The sequence below is a fragment of the Kribbella monticola genome (assembly GCF_003261635.1).
GTDB lineage: Bacteria > Actinomycetota > Actinomycetes > Propionibacteriales > Kribbellaceae > Kribbella > Kribbella monticola.
Genome location: NZ_QFXK01000009.1, coordinates 383,883 through 400,839 on the forward strand (window position 1 = coordinate 383,883; position 16,957 = coordinate 400,839).

Sequence of the window (16,957 nt, forward strand, 5' to 3'; positions counted from 1 at the left end):
CCCTCTCAGACTGCCTGAAGGCCGGGCTGGCCCTCTTGGACGACGAACGACTTCACCGTGGACGCCGCGGCGCCGTGTTCGGACACCTTGGCCACGGCCCGGAAGTCCGCGCGTACCTGGGTCGGGCTGATCGCTGTCCGCACATAGCCGCGGCGGTTGTTGTAGAACTTCAGCCATGGGTTGGTTCCGACGTCCGGGATCGTCGTCGCGCCGTCGCCGTCACCGCTGGAGGTGACGGAGCTGGTGACGAGTTCGGTGCCGATCACGGCCGAGGACGGATTGTTGTAGTCGGCAACCAAATTGCTGGCCCAGGCCCGGTGCACGTCACCGGTCAGGACGAGCGGGTTGCGGACGCCGCGATCGACCCAGCCCTGCTGGATCCGGGCCCGGGACGCGCGGTACCCGTCCCACGAGTCCATGCTCGCGCCGGTCGAGTTGAACCGCCGGGCGAAGAACACCTGCTGGCCGATGATGTCCCACGTCCCCTGGTGCTGGGACAGACCGTCCAGCAGCCAGGACTCCTGAGCGTTGCCCGGCAGGCTGCGCGACGCCAGATCCGCGTCCGAGCAGATCTTCCAGCCGTCGCCGCAGGCCTGGTCGTCGCGGTACTGCCGGGTGTCGAGCATGTGGAAGGTGGCCAGGTTGCCCCAGCGAATCCTTCGGAACAAGGGAATGCTGGCACCGTTGCTGGCCTGCGCAGGCCGCAGCGGCATGTTCTCGTAGTACGCCTGGTAGGCGCCGGCCTGTCGCGCCGTCCACTGCGCCGCGGTCAGCGCCGGCACGTTGTTCTCGCGGATGTTGCCGGCCCGGTTGTTCTCGACCTCGTGGTCGTCCGGTACGACGATCCACGGCGCGACCGCGTGCGCCGCTTGCAGGTCTGGGTCCGTCTTGTACTGCGCGTAGCGAACCCGGTATTCCGCGAGCGTCGTGATCTCGGCGGTACCCGCGTGCAACCGCGTCCGGCCCGCCGTCGGACCGTACTCGTAGATGTAGTCGCCGAGGTGCAGGATGACGCCCGGGTTGTCCTCGGCCATCCGCCGGTAGACGGTGAAATAGCCCTCCTCGTAGTGCGAGCAGGAGGTGAACGCCATCAGCAGATCGCGACCGGCGGCGCCGAGCGCGGGCGTAGTACGGGTGCGGCCGACGGGGGAGAGGTGGCCCTGGGCGCGGAATCGGTAGAAGTAGTCCGAGTCGGGGTTGAGGCCGCCGGCGATGACGTGCACCGAGTGCGCGGCGGCGTAGGTCGCTGTGACGGATCCCGAGGCGACGAGGTTGGTGAAGAGTTCGTCACTGGCGACCTGCCAGTCGACGACCACGTCGGCGTTGGCCATGCCGCCGTGGCCGTCGGCGTTCAGGGGGACCGGTGCGAGTCGCGTCCATAGCACGACGCTGCTCGGGTCGGGCTCACCGGAGGCGATCCCCAGCTGGAAGGGGTAGGGCACTGCTGCGGTGGCGGTGATGACACTGGAATGGGCTGGCAGGGCGGTTGCTCCGGCAGCCGCGAGTCCACCGAGGACGAGAGTTCGACGACTGAGAGGTTTCATGGGCCTCACCTTCAGGAGAGCGCATGGCGGCAGGCCCCTCGGACAGATGAAGCGGGCGGAAACATCCGGGAACCTTGTGGGCGGTGGTAGTGCGTTCCCATAGTTCCCGGTTTTATGTAACTTTTCTACGGCGCGCCGCGAGCCGCTGCTCAATCAGGATTGGCGGCGACCAGCAGTTGTTCGAGTTCGGCGCGGGTGAGCCGGCCGCCGGAGAAGCCGACCAGGCGCCCGACCGGCAGCGCACCGAGCATCGCGCCCATGTCCGCGCCGGCCGCCTCTTCGCCCATCGTGGTGCCGAAGACGGACTCGATCAGGCCGCCGAGCGCCTCGGCGCCGATCGGGTCGCGCAGAATCTCCGCGATCGTGGAGTCGAGGGTGATCGGCAGGCGAATCTCGTCACCCGTGACGGATACGGCCGCGTTGGCTCGCAGATCCCTGCTGGAGGAGCCGACGGACACGACGTACTCGCCGCTCTCCACGACCCAGCGATCCGCTCGGACGTCCCAGTAAGCGAGGTCGCCGCGATCGATGGTCACCTGGATCGTCGTACTTTCGCCGGGTGCCGGGCTCGCATGGGCGAACGCGACCAGCTGCTGCGGGGCCCGCGTTACGGCCGAGCCGGGCAGCGAGACGTAGAACTGAGCGACTTCGCGGCCTTCGCGCTTGCCGGTGTTGGTGATCGTGACACTGGCCTGAAGGCCGGCATCCGTTGCTTCGACCACGAGGTCGCTGTAGTCGAAGGTCGTGTACGACAGGCCGTGCCCGAACGGGAAAGCCACGGCGAGGTCGCGAGCGTCGTACCAGCGATAGCCGACGTGCAGGCCTTCGCCGTACAGGACGTGCCCGTTCTCCCCGGGGAAGTTCCCGTACGCCGGTACGTCGCGCAGGCGCACCGGGACGGTCTCGGTGAGTTTGCCGGACGGGTTCACGCGGCCGAAGAGCACCTCGGCGATCGCCGCGCCGCCACCTTGGCCGAGCAGGGCCGCGTCGAGAACTGCCGGAGCGATCGCGGCGACGGGAGCGATACGTAGTACAGAACCGTGGATGAGCACGACCACCGTGCGCGGCTGTGCTGCGACAACGGCGGTGAGCAGTTCGAGCTGCTCGGCCGGGATCTCGATGTCGGTGCGATCGGCACCTTCGGACTCCTGCCGTGCGGCCAGGCCGAGAAACACGACGGCGGTGTTGGTCGCAGCGGCAGCCTGTACTGCGTCGTCGCGCAAGGCGGCCGCGTCGCCCGAGCCGTCGGTGCTGAAGCCAGGTGCGTACGTCACCTCGGCGTGGGCGCGGATCTCGTCCAGCGGCACGTCCAATCGAGTGGGCGTCACGTGCGAGCTTCCGCCGCCCTGGTACCGCGGTTTCTCGGCGAACTCACCGATCACGGCGAGGCGGTCCGAGCTGTCCAGCGGGAGGAGCTCATCCGCGTTCTGGAGAAGGACGATGCTTTGTGCTGCGGCGTCTCGGGCGAGTTGGTGATGCGCGTCGGCATCGAAGCTGGCGTCCGCGCGATGCGCTTCCGTCGTACGGATCGCCAGCGCCGCGACGCGCTCGGCGGCTCGCGCGACGTGCGCCGGGTCGACAGTGCCGTTGCTCAGGGCAACGACCAGCTCGTTGTCCGTCGTACCGGTGGCGCCGGGCATCTCGAGATCGAGGCCGGCAGCAACGGCCGCGGGCCGATCGGCGACAGCACCCCAGTCGCTGATGACGACGCCTTCGAAGCCCCATTCGTCGCGGAGCACCTTGGTGAGCAGCCATTCGTTCTGCGAGGCGAGTACGCCGTTGATGCGGTTGTAGGAGCACATCAGGCTCCACGGATTCGCCTCGGTGACGACGCGGTGGAAGGCGCGCAGGTAGATCTCGCGCAGGGTGCGCGGATCGACGTCGGCGCTGACCCGCATCCGGTCGTGCTCCTGGTTGTTGGCCGCGAAGTGCTTCACGCACGCGCCGACGCCTTCCCCCTGGACGCCGCGAACCCAGGCGGCACCGAGGACGCCGCTCAGATAGGGATCCTCGGAGTAGTACTCGAAGTTGCGGCCGCAGCGCGGGTCACGCTTGATGTTGATGCCGGGACCGAGAAGCACCTGGACGTTCATGGCCTGCGACTCCCGGCCGAGCGCCGTACCGACCCGCTCGACCAGTTCCGGATCCCAGCTCTGCCCGAGCCCGGCGGCCGGCGGGAAACAGGTCGCCGGCTCGTTCTCGGCAATCCCGAGTTGATCACTCGAAGCAACCTGCTTGCGAACCCCGTGCGGCCCGTCGGTCAACACGATCGCCGGCACCGCCCCGACCTGCTTGGTGGTCCAGAAATCGGCCCCACTTCCCAGCGCAGCCTGCTCAGCAGTCGACAACTCAGCCATAACTCAACCCTCTTCACAGACAGGAGCAAGCACCGGGTAGTCGAGACTGTACCTTCGCCCGCAAGGACCGCAGCCGGTCCGAGGCGGTCGATGCCGGAGGGCTCAGCGAGCCAGCGCGAGTACGTCGCGGACGAGTCGCTCGGCGTGGTCTTGGTCGAGTGGCAAGGCGAAGACGACGGGGTAGTACAGCGGCGCGACGATGTGGTCGAGAATCTGCGCGACGGTCGGTGTCTTCTCCCCGCGCTCGGTGGCGCGCCGTACCATTTCGGCCGCCTGGTCGCGGCGCGTGTCGGTGATCGCGCAGTTCGCAACCAGGTCGACGCGGGCCGCCACCATCGCCCGCAGGTAGCGGGCTCGCTCGGGACGGTTGATGTCGCGGGCGATGATGTTCGCCCATTCGGTCAGGTCCTGCTGGAGGGATCCGGTGTCGGGCACGGACTCGCCGTCCCGCGTCAGGGCCGCGACGGCGACGTCCTCGAGCAGCGCGTTGACGTCGGGCCAGCGCCGGTAGAGCGTCGTCGGGTTGACACCGGCGCGCTCGGCGATGACCGGAAAGCTGATCTTGTCGGCGCCCTGGCCGACGAGCTCACCGACGGCGGTGTAGATCGCGGTCAGCACCCGGTTGCTCCGCCCGCCAGGGCGACTCGGTCGATCAGGCACGACACCATTCTAAGCAAAGAAGTTTGCTTTTGGGTTGGTTGGGGCACAGGATGTTCTTAGAGCAAAGATTATTGCTTTTGGATGGAGGTCCTTGTGTTCAGCCGTTCAGTTTCGTTCGTCGTTGCCGGGGCAGCCGGCGCAGCCACGCTGACTGCCGCGTCGGCGCCGTCGCCGCTCTATCCCGTCTACCAGCGCCTCTGGGGGTTCTCGGCGTTCGTGCTGACCGTCGTTTTCGCCGTCTATGTCTTCGCGCTGCTCGCCGCTTTGCTGACCGTCGGCTCGCTCTCCGACCGGGTCGGCCGTCGCCCGGTCGCCTCCGGTGCTCTGGTGCTGCTCGCACTGGGCATGGTGCTGTTCGCGATCGCCGGCGGTACCGGGGCGCTGGTGGTCGCGCGCATCGTGCAGGGTGTTGCCGTCGGCGCAGCCACCGGTACGACGACGGCCATGATCCTGGACTCGGCGCCGAACCCACGGTTGGGCTCGGTCGTCAGCAGTGCGGTCCCGTCCCTGGGTATCGTGATCGGAGCGGTCCTCGCCGGTGCGCTCGTGGAGTTCGCGCCGCTGCCTCGCCAGCTCGTCTTCTGGATCCTCGCGGTGGTCTACGTGGTGCTCGCAGCGCTAGTTTGGCTGATCCCCGAGCGCGCTCGCCAGCAGCCGGGCTCGCGAGAGTCGCTCTGGAGGTCGCTGCGACCGAGCGCCGGACTTCCGCCGGCCGTGCGGCCGGTCTTCTTCGGCTTGGTTCCTTCGATGGCGGCGACCTGGGCGCTCGGCGGGCTGTATCTGTCCCTCGGTTCGTCGGTACTCGGCAAGGTCCTCGAGGTACACAGTCATTTCGTCGTCGGCGTCGTGCTCGGAGTGTTCTTCGCCGCCGGGGCAGCCGGCACCGTCGTCTCGACGGTCTTGTCGCCGCGATGGCGCGAGTGGCTCGGGTACGGAACGCTCGCCGTCGGCGTCCTGCTCACGATCGCGGCGATGCCGCTCACCACGTTGCCGCTCTACGTGGCCGGATCGGCCGTCGCCGGCCTCGGCTTCGGTGCGGGGTTCCGCTTCGTGGTTCAGGCACTCGGCGAGGCCGCGCCGGACACCCAGCGCGGGGAGGTGTTCGCGACGATGTACATCGTCAGCTACCTCGCCTTCAGTGTGCCCGCACTGGCTGCGGGGCTCGCGACCGAGCGCTTCGGTCTCGAGCCGACAGCCGTCGCGTACGGCGCTTTGGAAGTCGCCCTGATCCTCATCGCGGCAGCTGCCGGGATCGTCCGACAGGCCAGCAAGAACGAGTCGCCGACGGAGCACACTGTCGTCGACGAAGGGGAGTTGCCATGTCGGACCAGTTGATCGCAGTACCGGATGCAGAGCTGGACGAACTGCGCCGCCGGATTCGTGCCACCAGGTGGCCCCGTCCTTGGCCGATGAGTGGCTGGGGAGCGGGGACCGAGCCGGAGGCGTTGCGGCGGCTGGCGGAGTGGTGGGCGGACGGGTTCGACTGGCGCGCCCAGGAGCGAGTGATCAATGCACTGCCGTCGTACTGGGCGACGGTCGACGACTTGCCCTTGCACTACTTGCGTTTCGACGGCGAGACGGCCGACGCGCTGCCGATCGTGCTCACGCACGGATGGCCGAGCACGTTTCTCGAAGAGGTGGAGCTCGCCAAGCGACTGGCACGGCCGAGTGAGTACGGCGAGGCCGGGGCGCGCGCGTTCACCGTTGTCGTGCCGTCCCTGCCCGGCTTTCCCTTCACACCGGAGCAGCCGACGATGCCCGGTGTTCCGACGCATGAGCTGTGGCACGGGTTGATGACCGGGCTCGGCTTCGAGCGGTATCTCGCGCATGGGGGTGATCTCGGCGCTGGGATCAGCGCGCGGCTCGGCCAGGCGCATCCAGAGGCTGTTGCCGGCATCCACGTGCTGGCGGTTGCTGACCCCACGGATCGGTCGCAGCCGACCGAGGAGGAGTCCGCGTACTCCGCGCAGGGCGAGCGGTGGTACGCCGACGAGGGTGGGTACGAGCACCTGCAGCGCACGCGGCCGCTGACACCGGCGTACGGGCTCAACGATTCCCCGGTGGGGTTACTCGCGTGGCTCCTGGAGAAGTACCGCGTCTGGACCGACCACGGTGATCAGCTCTCGGGGCTCAGCGATGACCTGATCCTGACCCAGGCGAGCCTGTACTGGTTCACCGGAGCGATCGCGGCGAGCTTCCGACCGTACTGGGAGCACAACCACTACCCGCCCGGTGCCGTGCAGGTATCGGTGCCGACCGGTCTGGCCGTGTTCCCGGCCGATCTGGTCCAGCCGCCGCGATCGTGGGCCGAACGCAACTACAACGTCGTCCATTACACGCAGCTGCCACGCGGCGGTCACTTCGCGGCCACCGAGGAGCCAGACCTCCTCGCCGCCGACATCCGAACCTTCGCCGCACTCACAGCAGACTGATCACCGCGCCAGCGAAGCGGTCCGGGGCTTCCTGCGGGAGTTGTGTCCCGTGTTTTCGAGGACTCGGTGCTCGTAGGGGCCGATGAAGTGCGGCCGGTCGTCAGCTGGGCTCGGCCCGAGCAGGCCGTCCGCACCGGACTCGAGCATCACCGTTGGGACTGCGATCGGCGGCTGCCCGGAGCGCGGCGTGGCGGGCCATCACCGTGAGCGGGTCGTGGGCAGCCCAGGCCGCCGCCGAAGTGAATCCCATCCGCCGATCCTCGCACTGTCAGGCCCACTGGAGCACGTCGTCGTCTGACAGCCGCGGCAGGCGAGGGAACCAGGGGTCCTCGCCCGGGTGTCCGATGTTGACGACCAGGATCGAGTGCAACCGTCCGTCAGGGAAGAACTCGCTGTCCATCCCGGCCGAGTCGAACCCGCCCATCGGGCCGACCGCCAGGCCGTGTGCGCGGACCGACAGGATGAAGTAGCCGGCCTGCAGGATCGCGTTGAACTTCGCCGCTTCGGTGCGCAGTTCCGCGTTCGCCGCGAATGTGTCCTTCAGCTCCGGCCGGAACGGCAGCAAGTCCGGGATGTGCTCGTGGAACCGCGTGTCGGTCGCGAGCACGGCCACGGCCGGCGCGGACGCGGTCTTGGCCCGGTTGCCTTCGTCCATGTGCTTGACCAGCCGATCCCGCGCTTCACCGGGATGGACGTAGAGCACGCGGAGCGGCTGGGTGTTTGCCGCAGTGGGACCCCACTTGGCGAGCTCCCAGATGTCGCGTAGCTCCGTGTCCGGTACCGGGGTGTCCGCGAAGGTGTTCGCGGTCCGGGCCTCGGTGAACAGGACGCGCTTGGCCTGCTCGTCCAGCCGGCCGAGGCGAAGCGCGTCCGGATCGCTGTATTCCTTGGAGTTCATCGTTGGGTGCCTTTCGACGTCAGGAGAGTGGGCGTTCGACCAGGTTGCGCAGCACGAGCGCGTTGGGCGCCTCGATCAGCCGGCCGCCTTCGTCCAGTCGTCCCACCTGGACCGGCGACAGGCCGAGCGAGTCGACGAGCTTCGCGATCCGCTCGCCGGCCTCCTGGTTGTCGGAGGCAACGAAGACGACGCGCCGTCCGACGGCGGGGTCGAGCGCTTCGGACAGCACCTTGGCGGGCAGCTGGTTGAACGCCTTGACGACTGTCGCGCCGGGTAGCTGTGCCGCGACGTACTGGGACGACGGCCGGCCGCCGAGGATGTCCTCGGCGTTCGGTGCGTAGTGCGCGTTGGTCGCGTCGACGACGGTCTTGCCGGTCCAGTCCGGCAGCGATCGGCCGAACTCCGCGATCGCCGGGAACGGGATCGCCATCAGGACGACGTCGCTCGCCAGCGCCTGCTCCAGCGGTACGGCGTGGACGCTCGCGCCGAGCTCGTCGGTGAGCTCGCGGAGCGTCTCCGGTTCGCGGGTGTTCGCGATGCTCACCTCGACGCCCGCGCGGGCGAAGAGCCGGGCCAGCGCCGAGCCGACGCTCCCGCTGCCGACGATCGAGTACTGCGGTACAGCAGCCATGATCTCCTCCAAGTAGTTAACGTGTGAACCAACTTAGCACAAGTAGTTCACACATCAACCAGTCGTGTACGATCGTCGGGTGACGCAGACACGGTGGCTGGACGACCGGGAGGACCGGGCCTGGCGGAGCCTGATGGCGATGCAGGACGCGCTGAGCGAGTACCTCGACCGCCAGCTGCGGACGCGGTCCGGTCTGTCGACGCCGGACTACCAGGTCCTGGCACACCTGTCCGAGGCGGCCGATGGCAGGCTGCGTCCGTTCGAGCTGGGCCGGTTGCTGCACTGGGAGAAGAGCCGGTTGTCGCAGCACCTGAGTCGGATGGAGAAGCGCGGCCTCGTGGCGCGCGAGCGCTGTCTCACCGATCAGCGCGGCGCGATCATTGTGATCACACCGCAGGGCCGCGCGCTGATCGAGGCCGCCGCTCCGCTGCACGTCGCGGAGGTCCGCAACACCTTCATCGACCACGTGACCGCCGAGGAGCTGGAGACCCTCACAACCATCGGAGACAAGGTCCGGAAGCGACTCGGAGAGCTCGACCCCGACGACTGAGGTCAAGCACCGGGCGACAGTATTGGCGTCCCGGTCGTCGAGCCCGCATGGTCGTCCAGCCTGTTCCGGTCGTTGAGCCGGAGCGGACGAGCAGGCAGGAACGTTTACCTGCGAGGGAATTGGTTTGCCTTCGGCGGGATCGCAGGGTTGAGGGCATGAACAGTTACCAGATCCAAACCCCGGCGTCCGCGGACGAGACGGTGCGGGAGCCGCTCGAGATCCTGCAGCAGGCGTTCGGGTTCGTGCCGGCCGCGGCCGGTCTGATGGCAAACTCGGCGCCGTTGCTCAACACTTTCTTCTCCGCCTTCGGATTGTTCCGGAACACCGGTACTTTCACCGCCGCCGAGCGTCAGGTGCTGCTGCTGTCGAACGCGGTCGCCAACCGCAGCGAGTGGGCGGTCGCCTTCCACACGCTGGAGGCGCTGGCGGACGGCGTCGAACCGGAGGCGGTCGAGGCACTGCGCCGCGGCGAGCTTCCGGCCGATCCGCGGATGGCGGCGTTGTCCCAGCTGACCCGCGCACTTATCGAGAACCGTGGGCACCTGGACGACGCCGATGTGTCCACCTTCGAGGCGGCCGGCTTCACCGCCGAACAGTTGCTAGAGGCAATCACCGGCGTCGCGATCTCGGCAATGACGAACTACACCGCCAGCGCCGCGAAACCCGAGCTCGAGGAAGCGGTGGCGCCGCATGCCTGGAAACCTGGATACTCGGCAGGTGTCTGAGGTCGGATCGCTGCTCAAGCAGTGGCGTGGTGCCCGGAGGCTCAGCCAACTGGCGCTGGCCTCCGAGGCCGACGTCTCCATCCGTCACCTGTCCTTCGTCGAGACCGGCCGGTCCAACCCCAGTCGCCAGATGGTCCTCAAGCTCGCCGAGGTACTCGACGTACCGCTGCGCGAGCGCAACACGTTGCTGCTGAGCGCCGGGTTCGCGCCGGAGTACCGAGAGTCCGGGCTGGAGGAGCCGGAGCTCGCCGCGGTCAGGCAGGCGCTGGACACGATCCTCCTGCAACAGGAGCCGTTCCCGGCGCTGGTGATGGACCGAAGCTGGGACATCCGTCGTACGAACGCCGCGGCCCGGCGATTCTTCGCCCTGCTGCAGGACGGGTCGACGCAGGAGCCGCCGGGGCCGCCGAATGTACTGCGCCGGATGTTCCACCCCGACGGCGTACGACGTCATGTCACCAACTGGCAAGAGGTGGCCGAAGCCCTCGTACGACGTGTACGCCGCGAGGCGGTCGGCGGCCTCATCGACGAGCGCGCGCAGGTAATCCTCGCCGAAGTGCTCGACTATCCAGGCGTCCCGCGCAGCCTCCGCTCCCTCGACGCCACCCAACCGCTGCTCCCGATCGTCCCGATCCGCTACGCGTTCGGAGACCGGCGGTTCGAGTACTTCTCCACGGTGACGACACTCGGCACACCCCAGGACGTAACACTGCAGGAACTCCGTATCGAATGCTTCTTCCCAGCCAACGCCGAAACCCGAACAGCCGCCCAGAAACTAGTCGACTGACCTTCAACCACCAACGGACGTGAACCACGGGTTTGTTGGCGATCGGGCTTGCGACGTAGGGACTTCTCAGTCTTCGGCGACGGGTGGCAGCATCGGGTAGTCGAGGATTGGGTAGAGGCCGACGGTGAAGCCGTATGTCGTGTCGCCTGAGCGCGGCAGTTGGTCGAACTCGTGGATGACCTGATCCACCTTCTGCCAGAACTCCGCCGCTCGCTCGTCGGGGATGCGGGCGTGCCGGATGAACGATCGCATCTGCCCCGCGTCGTACGCCGCGGCCGATTCCTTCATCGCGACCTCGAAGTCGTTGAAGTCGTGGGGGAGTGGTGAACCTTCCCCCTGCCGCCCGAGTCCGACGTAGAACATCCGCGCCGCGCGACCGTAGTACCGCTCGTCGATCGCACGCACCCGCTTGGTCCGGACGACGCGCAGCAGCCCCGCCGTGGCCAGCACGTTGACGTGGTGTGCGACGGTGCTTTTGGGGCGTTTGACGGCGGCGGCCAGTTCGGTGACGGTCGCCGCGCGTTCGTGCAGCAGCCCGAGGATGGTCGTGCGGAGCGGGTCGCTGATCGCCCGCACCTGCTCGGCTGTGGTGAGCTCGATCGTCTCCTCGAGCTCGTAGTCCGGCACTCCGGTGGAACGAAGAGGGTTTTCAGTCGCCATGGTCGGATCAGCCTAACGAAGCGGTTCGGCGGCGAGTGCGATCGTCAGGTCGAGCACGGTCCGCGGGTCGTCGAGCCGCTCGCCGAACAGCTCCCGCACCTGGCCCATCCGGTAGCGCACGGTCTGCGGATGGACATGCAGCGCGGCCGCCACCTCGTCGCGCCGGCCCAGCTGCAGAAGCCATTCCCGCAAGGTCTCGATGAGCCGCTCGGCCGTCGCCGGCCGCAACTTCGCGAACGGCGCGAGCACGCGAGCACGGAGATCCTCCAGCGCCGCCGGATCCGATGTCACCACCAGACTGGCCAGGTGGTGCTCGGTGTCGACCGGCGCGCTCGTCTCCAGGACCAGCCCGAGTTCGCGGGTTCGAAGAACTCGCTCGTACGACGTACGCACGGTGGTCCAAGGTTTGTCGGGACCGACCCAGGCCTGCCGTCCGCGCAAGGCTCGAAGGAGCGCGGGTCGCGCCGGCCCGTGCGCATCGGGGACCAACAGCACTGCGACGTCCTCCTTCTCGAGTCCGGGCAGCTCGTCCTCAGTCCTCAACGTGCGCGGATCCAACGCGGCAAGCACACCGCGCACATGAGCATTCGGCAGAATCACGGCGGTCAACGTCTTAGGCGGTTGCCAGTCGGCTCGCTCAGCCCGGTCAGCAAGCTGATCAGCCGAATCGCCCTGCAACAGACTTCGCGCGAGCGCCTGCAAGTACCGCTGCCGGACCTGGCCGCTCGTCGCGAGTTCGTCGGTGTGCCCGGCGACGCTCGCCGCGGACAGTTCGTCGATGTAGGCGAAGACGAGTTCGGCGAACTTGGCCAGCGTCTCTGCGGACAGGCCGACCTCTACCGCAGTACCGGACAGCTCTCGCCACGAAACGCGCGCTCCGACGCGGTAGGCGGCGAGCAACGCGTCCATGCTCCGGCCGCTGCGCGCCTCACCGCGGCCGAGGATGTACGCACCCTCCAAGGCCGGCGTGAGCGGCGTACCGGGATCGCCGCTGCTGGCGAGGCGGAGGAATCCGCCCAGGGCGAGCTGGACGGCACCCTCGATCTTGGCGCCCATCGGGCCGGCCAGCGCGTTGGTGTAGCCGGGCACCTCGGCGATGATGGCCGTGACGGTGTTCTCCGCGATGTCGACCAGGCGGGACCGCAACAGGTCCATCGCCGCCTCGCCGAGTTCGAGGTCGGCGGCACCCCGAGCCGTGCGGCTGGCGTGACGGATGGGATCGGGATCGGCCATTCTTTGTTCGCTCCGTACAAAATCGGGAGACAGATTCACCGCCTACGGTCATGAAATTACACCCTCGGTCGAGGACATTGGAGTGTATGACGACTTTCGTGCCCGATCAGAGCCCGCGGGCCACCCCGCGCGGGCGGCTGCGCGAGCGGGTCTGGCAGCTTGCCGCCGCCGCGACGCACCCGCGGGATCCGGCCGATTACCTCGACATGTTCCGGCCGCTGCGATCCGGCGCCGACCTGCGCGCCCGCGTCGTCGACGTCCGACCGGAGACCGCGGACGCGGTGACCGTCGTACTGCGGCCTGGCGGCGCCTGGCGCGGCCACCAGCCCGGTCAGTACGTCCGGATCGGCATCGAGGTCGACGGCGTCCGCCTCTGGCGCTCGTACTCACTGACCTCCGCACCCGAGAACGGGCTGCTCACCATCACCGCGAAGGCAGTGCCCGACGGTGTCGTCAGCGCACACCTCGCGCAGGAGTTGCGTCCCGGCCAACTGGTCCATCTCGACCAGGCTGTCGGCGACTTCGTGCTGCCCGACCCGGCGCCGACCAAGGTCCTCTTCGTCACCGGTGGCAGCGGCATCACCCCCGTCATGGGCATGCTGCGCGCCGGCCTCGACCGGCTGAAGGACGTCGTACTGGTCCACTCCGAGGCCTGCGCCGACGACGTGATCTTCGGCAGCGAACTCCGCCGCTTCGCCGAGGACGGCCGGCTTCGCTTGGTCGAGCAGCACACCGACACACACGGGCGCCTGGACGTGGCCGCGCTTGCCGAACTCGTACCTGACCTCGCTGAGCGGGAGACCTGGGCCTGTGGCCCGGCTGGTCTTCTCGACGCGCTCGAAGAGCAGTGGGCAGACCCTGAGTTGCTGCACACCGAGCGGTTCCGGACCGCCCTGGCCGAGCCGGGCGACGGGGGGACCGTCCGCTTCACCGCGGCCGGCGTCACCCTCGAAGCCGATGGTGCCACCCCGATCCTCGAAGCCGGCGAGGATGCCGGCGTCCTCATGCCGTCGGGTTGCCGGATGGGTATCTGTTTCTCGTGTGTGCTGCCACTACGCGAAGGCTCGGTCCGCGATCTGCGCTCCGGCGAGGTCACCACGGCCGCGCCCGGCGACGGCGTACTGATCCAGACCTGCATCTCCGCCGCGGCCGGCTCCTGCGACATCGACCTCTAGTCACCCGCCTCCACCGGCTTCCTTCCTTACTTCCTTTCTTGAGAGAGATTTCCCTATGACAGTGCTGCAGAAGAAGGCTGACAACCCGATCGCCCACCTGAGCGCGGACGACATCGAGGAGATCGGTCGCCGGCTCGACGAGATCCGGGCCGAGGTGATCGAGGCCCGGGGCGCGTCCGACGCGGCGTACATCCGCAAGGTCATCAACGTGCAGCGGAAGCTGGAGCTGTCCAGCCGGGCGGTGCTGTTGCTGTCCCTGTTCCCGCCGGCCTGGCTGATCGGTACCGCGGGGCTGTCGGTGGCCAAGATCCTGGAGAACATGGAGATCGGCCACAACGTCATGCACGGCCAGTGGGACTGGATGCGGGACCAGAAGATCCACTCCACCACCTGGGAGTGGGACCACGCCTCGCCGTCGGACCAGTGGAAGCACTCGCACAACGAGTTGCACCACACCTACACGAACGTGGTCGGCAAGGACAACGACCTCGGCTACGGCATCATGCGCGTCGACGAGGACCAGCGCTGGTACCCGCTCTACCTGGCCCAGCCGTTGTGGAACTTCATCAACGCGATGTTCTTCGAGTACGGCATCGCGGCGTACGACCTCGAGCTCGGCAAGAACCTGGCCAGCAAGGAAAGTCGTCGCGACCCCGAGTTCAAGGCGCGGGCGAAGCAGGTCTTCAAGAAGATCCGCGGCCAGATGACGAAGGACTACGTCGTCCACCCGCTGCTGTCCGGCCCGTCGGCCCTGCACACGCTGGCGGCCAACTTCACCGCCAACATCGTGCGCAACGTGTGGGCGCACTCGGTCATCATGTGCGGTCACTTCCCCGAAGGCGTCGAGACCTTCGAGCGGAAGTCGATCGACGGCGAGACCCGCGGCGAGTGGTACCTGCGGCAGATGCTCGGCTCGGCCAACATCTCCGGCGGCCGCGCGATGCACATCATGACCGGCAACCTGTCGTACCAGATCGAGCACCACCTGTTCCCGGACCTGCCGAGCAACCGGTACCAGGAGATCGCGCCGAAGGTCCGGGCGATCTTCGACGAGTACGGCCTGAAGTACACCACCGGCCCGCTGCCGAAGCAGGTCGGGTCGGCGTGGGCCAAGGTCGTCCGGCTGTCCCTCCCGAACGACTTCGCCAAGAAGCTCACCTCGCGCCTGGGCGTCCGCCGCCTGGCCCTCTCGGCCGGCTGATCAGCCGGAAGCAACCTCGTCTGGTTCCCCGGCCGGTCCGCGCCGACGAAGCTGCGGTCGTCAGCTGCGGCGGCGCGATTCGGCCGCGGCCTTGATGCGTTCGGCTTCCTTCTGTACTTCGGCCTGGGTCTCGCGCTCGCGCTGGAGCCACTCCGGGTTCTCTTCCCGCAGGGCCTCGATCTGCTCGGTGGTCAACGCTTCCGTGACGCCGCCGCGGGCGAGGCCGGAGATGGAGACGCCGAGGCGCGCCGCGACGACCGGGCGCGGGTGCGGTCCGGTACGGCGCAGTTCGCGCAGCCACTCCGGCGGGTCGGCCTGCAGGGAGTTGAGCTCGTCGCGCGAAACGACACCCTCCTGGAACTCCGCGGGGGTGGCTTCGAGGTACACGCCCAGCTTCTTCGCCGCGGTCGCGGGCTTCATTGTCTGGGTCGTCTTTTGCGGGCTCATGAGGTCAAGGGTAACGAGCGCGCACCCCGGCTCCGACCACGCCCGATAGCCTGAGCCGGTGACAGCTCCCGACGGACCGGCATCCTTCAGGCTCGCGTACGTCCCTGGGGTGACGCCCACCAAGTGGGTGCGGGTCTGGAACGAGCGGCTGCCCAGGGTCGCGCTGACCCTGATCGGCGTGACCGCCGCCGAAGCGGCCGACGTCGTCCGGGCCGGTACGGCGGACGCCGGGCTGGTGCGGCTGCCGATCGACCGGACCGGGCTGAGCGCGATACCTCTCTATACGGAGACGACCGTCGTGGTCGTGCCGAAGGATCACCTGGTGACCGCGGCCGACGAGGTGACGGTGGCGGACCTGGCCGACGAGTTCGTCCTGCATCCGCTCGACGACACCTTGGGCTGGACGGAACTGCCGGGCGAACCGGCGTTCGAGCGGCCGGCGACGACGGCCGCCGCGATCGAGCTGGTGGCGGCAGGCGCCGGCGTCCTCGTAGTACCGCAGTCGCTGGCGCGGTTGCACCATCGCAAGGACCTCACCTATCGGCCGGTCTCCGACGCGCCCGAGTCGCAGGTCGCGCTGACCTGGCCGGAGGCCGAGACCACCGAGCTGATGGAACAGTTCATCGGCATCGTCCGCGGGCGCAGCGTCAACAGCACGCGCGGGGCGGCAACCCCCGCGTCGACGACGGATCCGAAGAAGAAGGCGGCCCCGGCCAGGAAGCAGTCCGCCAAGAACCAGTCGGCCAAGAAGCAGTCGGCCAAGAAGCAGCCGGCCAAGCCTGCCAAACGGCAGCCCGCGCGGCGCGGTAAGCCCCGTGGCCGCTGAACTGAACCTCCGTCGCCGCTCCTGACGCGTTCTTTCCGCCGTTCGCCATCCGTGTCCGTGCGGCCACCCGAAATCACCGTGGCGTTATGTCAACTTCGGACCCCCCGAGAGCATCTACCAAGTGTCTCTAAGGGGGGACACATCATGAAGTCGATCCACCACATCCGCAGACCGATCCGCCGACCTCTCCGAGCCGCTCTCGCCGTCCTGGCTGTCGCGGCCGTCCCGGCAGCCGCGGTCGCTGTGCCGGCGGTCGCGGACGCCAACACCACGTGCTCCACCCGGTGGGGTTCATTGCCTGAGGCAAGTACCTATCGCGGCCTCGGCCGGCTGACGAACGTCCGGACCGGCCGGCACGACTGCTTCGACCGGATCGTGTTCGACGTCCGTGGCAAGCCGTCCTGGTTCCGCGTGCACTACGTGCCGAACGTCTACACCAGCGGGCAAGGCGAGCTCGTGCCACTGCGCGGTGGCGCCAAGCTGGAGATCATCCTGTCCGTGCCGACGTACGACGACGCCGGCCACAGCACCTACAACCCGGCGAACAGTGACGAACTGACCAACGTCAGCGGCTTCCGGACCTTCCGTCAGGTCGCGTACGCCGGCAGCTTCGAAGGTGAGACCGCGATCGGCCTCGGCGTCCGCGCCCGCCTCCCGTTCCGGGTGTTCACACTCACCGGCGCGAACAACACCAGTCGCATCGTCGTGGACGTCGCCCACACCTGGTAGTTCCTGTCCCGGTCGGCATCTCCGGCAATCGGAGGTGCCGACCGGCCTGCTGCCGAAAGATAACTACCAGCAGTTGCGGCTCGCGGTGAACTGTCGCCCGGC

General features: G+C 68.1%; 17 protein-coding genes. 9 read left to right on the forward strand and 8 right to left on the reverse strand.

Features of this window, described 5'->3' with window-relative positions:
- Window positions 1-5: 5 nt before the first annotated feature.
- From DIZ26_RS05380 to DIZ26_RS05390, 3 genes are all read right to left on the reverse strand, one after another.
- Window positions 6-1,544, reverse strand: a complete 1,539-nt coding sequence (locus tag DIZ26_RS05380; protein ID WP_112238296.1) for an alkaline phosphatase D family protein — start codon at window positions 1,542-1,544, stop codon at window positions 6-8.
- Between the two features lie 149 nt (window positions 1,545-1,693).
- Window positions 1,694-3,901 carry a glycoside hydrolase family 3 C-terminal domain-containing protein gene (locus tag DIZ26_RS05385; RefSeq protein ID WP_112238298.1) on the reverse strand — a complete coding sequence of 736 codons (2,208 nt, stop codon included), beginning with the start codon at window positions 3,899-3,901 and terminating at the stop codon, window positions 1,694-1,696.
- 102 nt (window positions 3,902-4,003) lie between these two features.
- Window positions 4,004-4,561 carry a TetR/AcrR family transcriptional regulator gene (locus tag DIZ26_RS05390; protein WP_198675906.1) on the reverse strand — a complete coding sequence of 186 codons (558 nt, stop codon included), beginning with the start codon at window positions 4,559-4,561 and terminating at the stop codon, window positions 4,004-4,006.
- Window positions 4,562-4,654: 93 nt separating this feature from the next.
- Here DIZ26_RS05390 and DIZ26_RS05395 point away from each other — a divergent pair, with 93 nt between their 5' ends.
- On the forward strand, window positions 4,655-5,896 hold the full coding sequence (locus DIZ26_RS05395) for an MFS transporter (RefSeq protein WP_157979593.1): 1,242 nt from the start codon (window positions 4,655-4,657) through the stop codon (window positions 5,894-5,896).
- Window positions 5,881-6,993 carry an epoxide hydrolase family protein gene (locus tag DIZ26_RS05400; protein ID WP_112238304.1) on the forward strand — a complete coding sequence of 371 codons (1,113 nt, stop codon included), beginning with the start codon at window positions 5,881-5,883 and terminating at the stop codon, window positions 6,991-6,993. The genes DIZ26_RS05395 and DIZ26_RS05400 overlap by 16 nt, the downstream gene beginning before the upstream one ends.
- A gap of 268 nt (window positions 6,994-7,261) precedes the next feature.
- Here the strand turns inward: DIZ26_RS05400 and DIZ26_RS05405 are convergent, their stop codons facing one another.
- Entirely contained in the window at window positions 7,262-7,891 is a 630-nt protein-coding gene (locus DIZ26_RS05405) for a malonic semialdehyde reductase (protein ID WP_112238306.1), read from the reverse strand.
- A 19-nt stretch (window positions 7,892-7,910) separates the two neighbouring features.
- A complete protein-coding gene (locus DIZ26_RS05410) occupies window positions 7,911-8,522 on the reverse strand; it encodes an NADPH-dependent F420 reductase (protein ID WP_112238308.1) in 612 nt (203 codons plus the stop codon).
- 79 nt (window positions 8,523-8,601) lie between these two features.
- Between DIZ26_RS05410 and DIZ26_RS05415 the strand changes: the two genes are divergently transcribed.
- The 3 genes from DIZ26_RS05415 to DIZ26_RS05425 all read left to right on the forward strand — a co-directional run bounded on the left by DIZ26_RS05415 (window position 8,602) and on the right by DIZ26_RS05425 (window position 10,584).
- Window positions 8,602-9,072 (forward strand): MarR family winged helix-turn-helix transcriptional regulator, encoded by a 471-nt coding sequence (locus DIZ26_RS05415; RefSeq protein ID WP_198675907.1) that lies wholly within the window; start codon window positions 8,602-8,604, stop codon window positions 9,070-9,072.
- 155 nt (window positions 9,073-9,227) lie between these two features.
- Window positions 9,228-9,797 (forward strand): carboxymuconolactone decarboxylase family protein, encoded by a 570-nt coding sequence (locus DIZ26_RS05420; RefSeq protein ID WP_112238309.1) that lies wholly within the window; start codon window positions 9,228-9,230, stop codon window positions 9,795-9,797.
- Complete coding sequence (locus DIZ26_RS05425) at window positions 9,790-10,584, forward strand: helix-turn-helix domain-containing protein (protein ID WP_112238311.1); 795 nt, start codon at window positions 9,790-9,792, stop codon at window positions 10,582-10,584. Before DIZ26_RS05420 ends, DIZ26_RS05425 begins: the two co-directional genes overlap by 8 nt.
- A 66-nt stretch (window positions 10,585-10,650) precedes the next feature.
- Here the strand turns inward: DIZ26_RS05425 and DIZ26_RS05430 are convergent, their stop codons facing one another.
- Together DIZ26_RS05430 and DIZ26_RS05435 are read right to left on the reverse strand one after the other, a co-directional pair.
- Window positions 10,651-11,244 (reverse strand): ArsR/SmtB family transcription factor, encoded by a 594-nt coding sequence (locus tag DIZ26_RS05430; protein WP_112238313.1) that lies wholly within the window; start codon window positions 11,242-11,244, stop codon window positions 10,651-10,653.
- A 12-nt stretch (window positions 11,245-11,256) separates the two neighbouring features.
- Window positions 11,257-12,477: a PucR family transcriptional regulator gene (locus DIZ26_RS05435; protein WP_112238315.1), complete on the reverse strand. Its 1,221-nt coding sequence runs from the start codon at window positions 12,475-12,477 to the stop codon at window positions 11,257-11,259.
- Between the two features lie 86 nt (window positions 12,478-12,563).
- Here DIZ26_RS05435 and DIZ26_RS05440 point away from each other — a divergent pair, with 86 nt between their 5' ends.
- Complete coding sequence (locus tag DIZ26_RS05440) at window positions 12,564-13,652, forward strand: ferredoxin reductase (RefSeq protein ID WP_112238317.1); 1,089 nt, start codon at window positions 12,564-12,566, stop codon at window positions 13,650-13,652.
- Window positions 13,653-13,707: 55 nt separating this feature from the next.
- Window positions 13,708-14,853, forward strand: coding sequence for a fatty acid desaturase family protein (locus tag DIZ26_RS05445; protein WP_112238319.1), 1,146 nt, complete (start codon window positions 13,708-13,710; stop codon window positions 14,851-14,853).
- A gap of 60 nt (window positions 14,854-14,913) precedes the next feature.
- Here DIZ26_RS05445 and DIZ26_RS05450 read toward each other — a convergent pair whose 3' ends face one another.
- Window positions 14,914-15,300 carry a DUF5997 family protein gene (locus tag DIZ26_RS05450; protein WP_112238321.1) on the reverse strand — a complete coding sequence of 129 codons (387 nt, stop codon included), beginning with the start codon at window positions 15,298-15,300 and terminating at the stop codon, window positions 14,914-14,916.
- 58 nt (window positions 15,301-15,358) lie between these two features.
- Between DIZ26_RS05450 and DIZ26_RS05455 the strand changes: the two genes are divergently transcribed.
- Both DIZ26_RS05455 and DIZ26_RS05460 read left to right on the forward strand, forming a co-directional pair.
- A complete protein-coding gene (locus DIZ26_RS05455; protein ID WP_112238323.1) occupies window positions 15,359-16,126 on the forward strand; it encodes a LysR family substrate-binding domain-containing protein in 768 nt (255 codons plus the stop codon).
- A 144-nt stretch (window positions 16,127-16,270) separates the two neighbouring features.
- The gene (locus tag DIZ26_RS05460) at window positions 16,271-16,855 is read left to right on the forward strand and encodes an AMIN-like domain-containing (lipo)protein (RefSeq protein ID WP_198675909.1); all 585 of its coding nucleotides are present in this window, start codon (window positions 16,271-16,273) and stop codon (window positions 16,853-16,855) included.
- Window positions 16,856-16,957 lie beyond the last annotated feature (102 nt).

Bases quoted from the DNA above. Each gene is read 5' to 3' on its own strand.
- DIZ26_RS05445 (WP_112238319.1), top strand. From the start codon at position 13,708: ATGACAGTGCTGCAGAAGAAGGCTGACAACCCGATCGCCCACCTGAGC.
- DIZ26_RS05460 (WP_198675909.1), top strand. From the start codon at position 16,271: ATGAAGTCGATCCACCACATCCGCAGACCGATCCGCCGACCTCTCCGA.
- DIZ26_RS05440 (WP_112238317.1), top strand. From the start codon at position 12,564: ATGACGACTTTCGTGCCCGATCAGAGCCCGCGGGCCACCCCGCGCGGG.
- DIZ26_RS05450 (WP_112238321.1), bottom strand. From the start codon at position 15,300: ATGAGCCCGCAAAAGACGACCCAGACAATGAAGCCCGCGACCGCGGCG.
- DIZ26_RS05420 (WP_112238309.1), top strand. From the start codon at position 9,228: ATGAACAGTTACCAGATCCAAACCCCGGCGTCCGCGGACGAGACGGTG.
- DIZ26_RS05430 (WP_112238313.1), bottom strand. From the start codon at position 11,244: ATGGCGACTGAAAACCCTCTTCGTTCCACCGGAGTGCCGGACTACGAG.
- DIZ26_RS05405 (WP_112238306.1), bottom strand. From the start codon at position 7,891: ATGAACTCCAAGGAATACAGCGATCCGGACGCGCTTCGCCTCGGCCGG.
- DIZ26_RS05380 (WP_112238296.1), bottom strand. From the start codon at position 1,544: ATGAAACCTCTCAGTCGTCGAACTCTCGTCCTCGGTGGACTCGCGGCT.
- DIZ26_RS05385 (WP_112238298.1), bottom strand. From the start codon at position 3,901: ATGGCTGAGTTGTCGACTGCTGAGCAGGCTGCGCTGGGAAGTGGGGCC.
- DIZ26_RS05400 (WP_112238304.1), top strand. From the start codon at position 5,881: ATGTCGGACCAGTTGATCGCAGTACCGGATGCAGAGCTGGACGAACTG.
- DIZ26_RS05410 (WP_112238308.1), bottom strand. From the start codon at position 8,522: ATGGCTGCTGTACCGCAGTACTCGATCGTCGGCAGCGGGAGCGTCGGC.
- DIZ26_RS05435 (WP_112238315.1), bottom strand. From the start codon at position 12,477: ATGGCCGATCCCGATCCCATCCGTCACGCCAGCCGCACGGCTCGGGGT.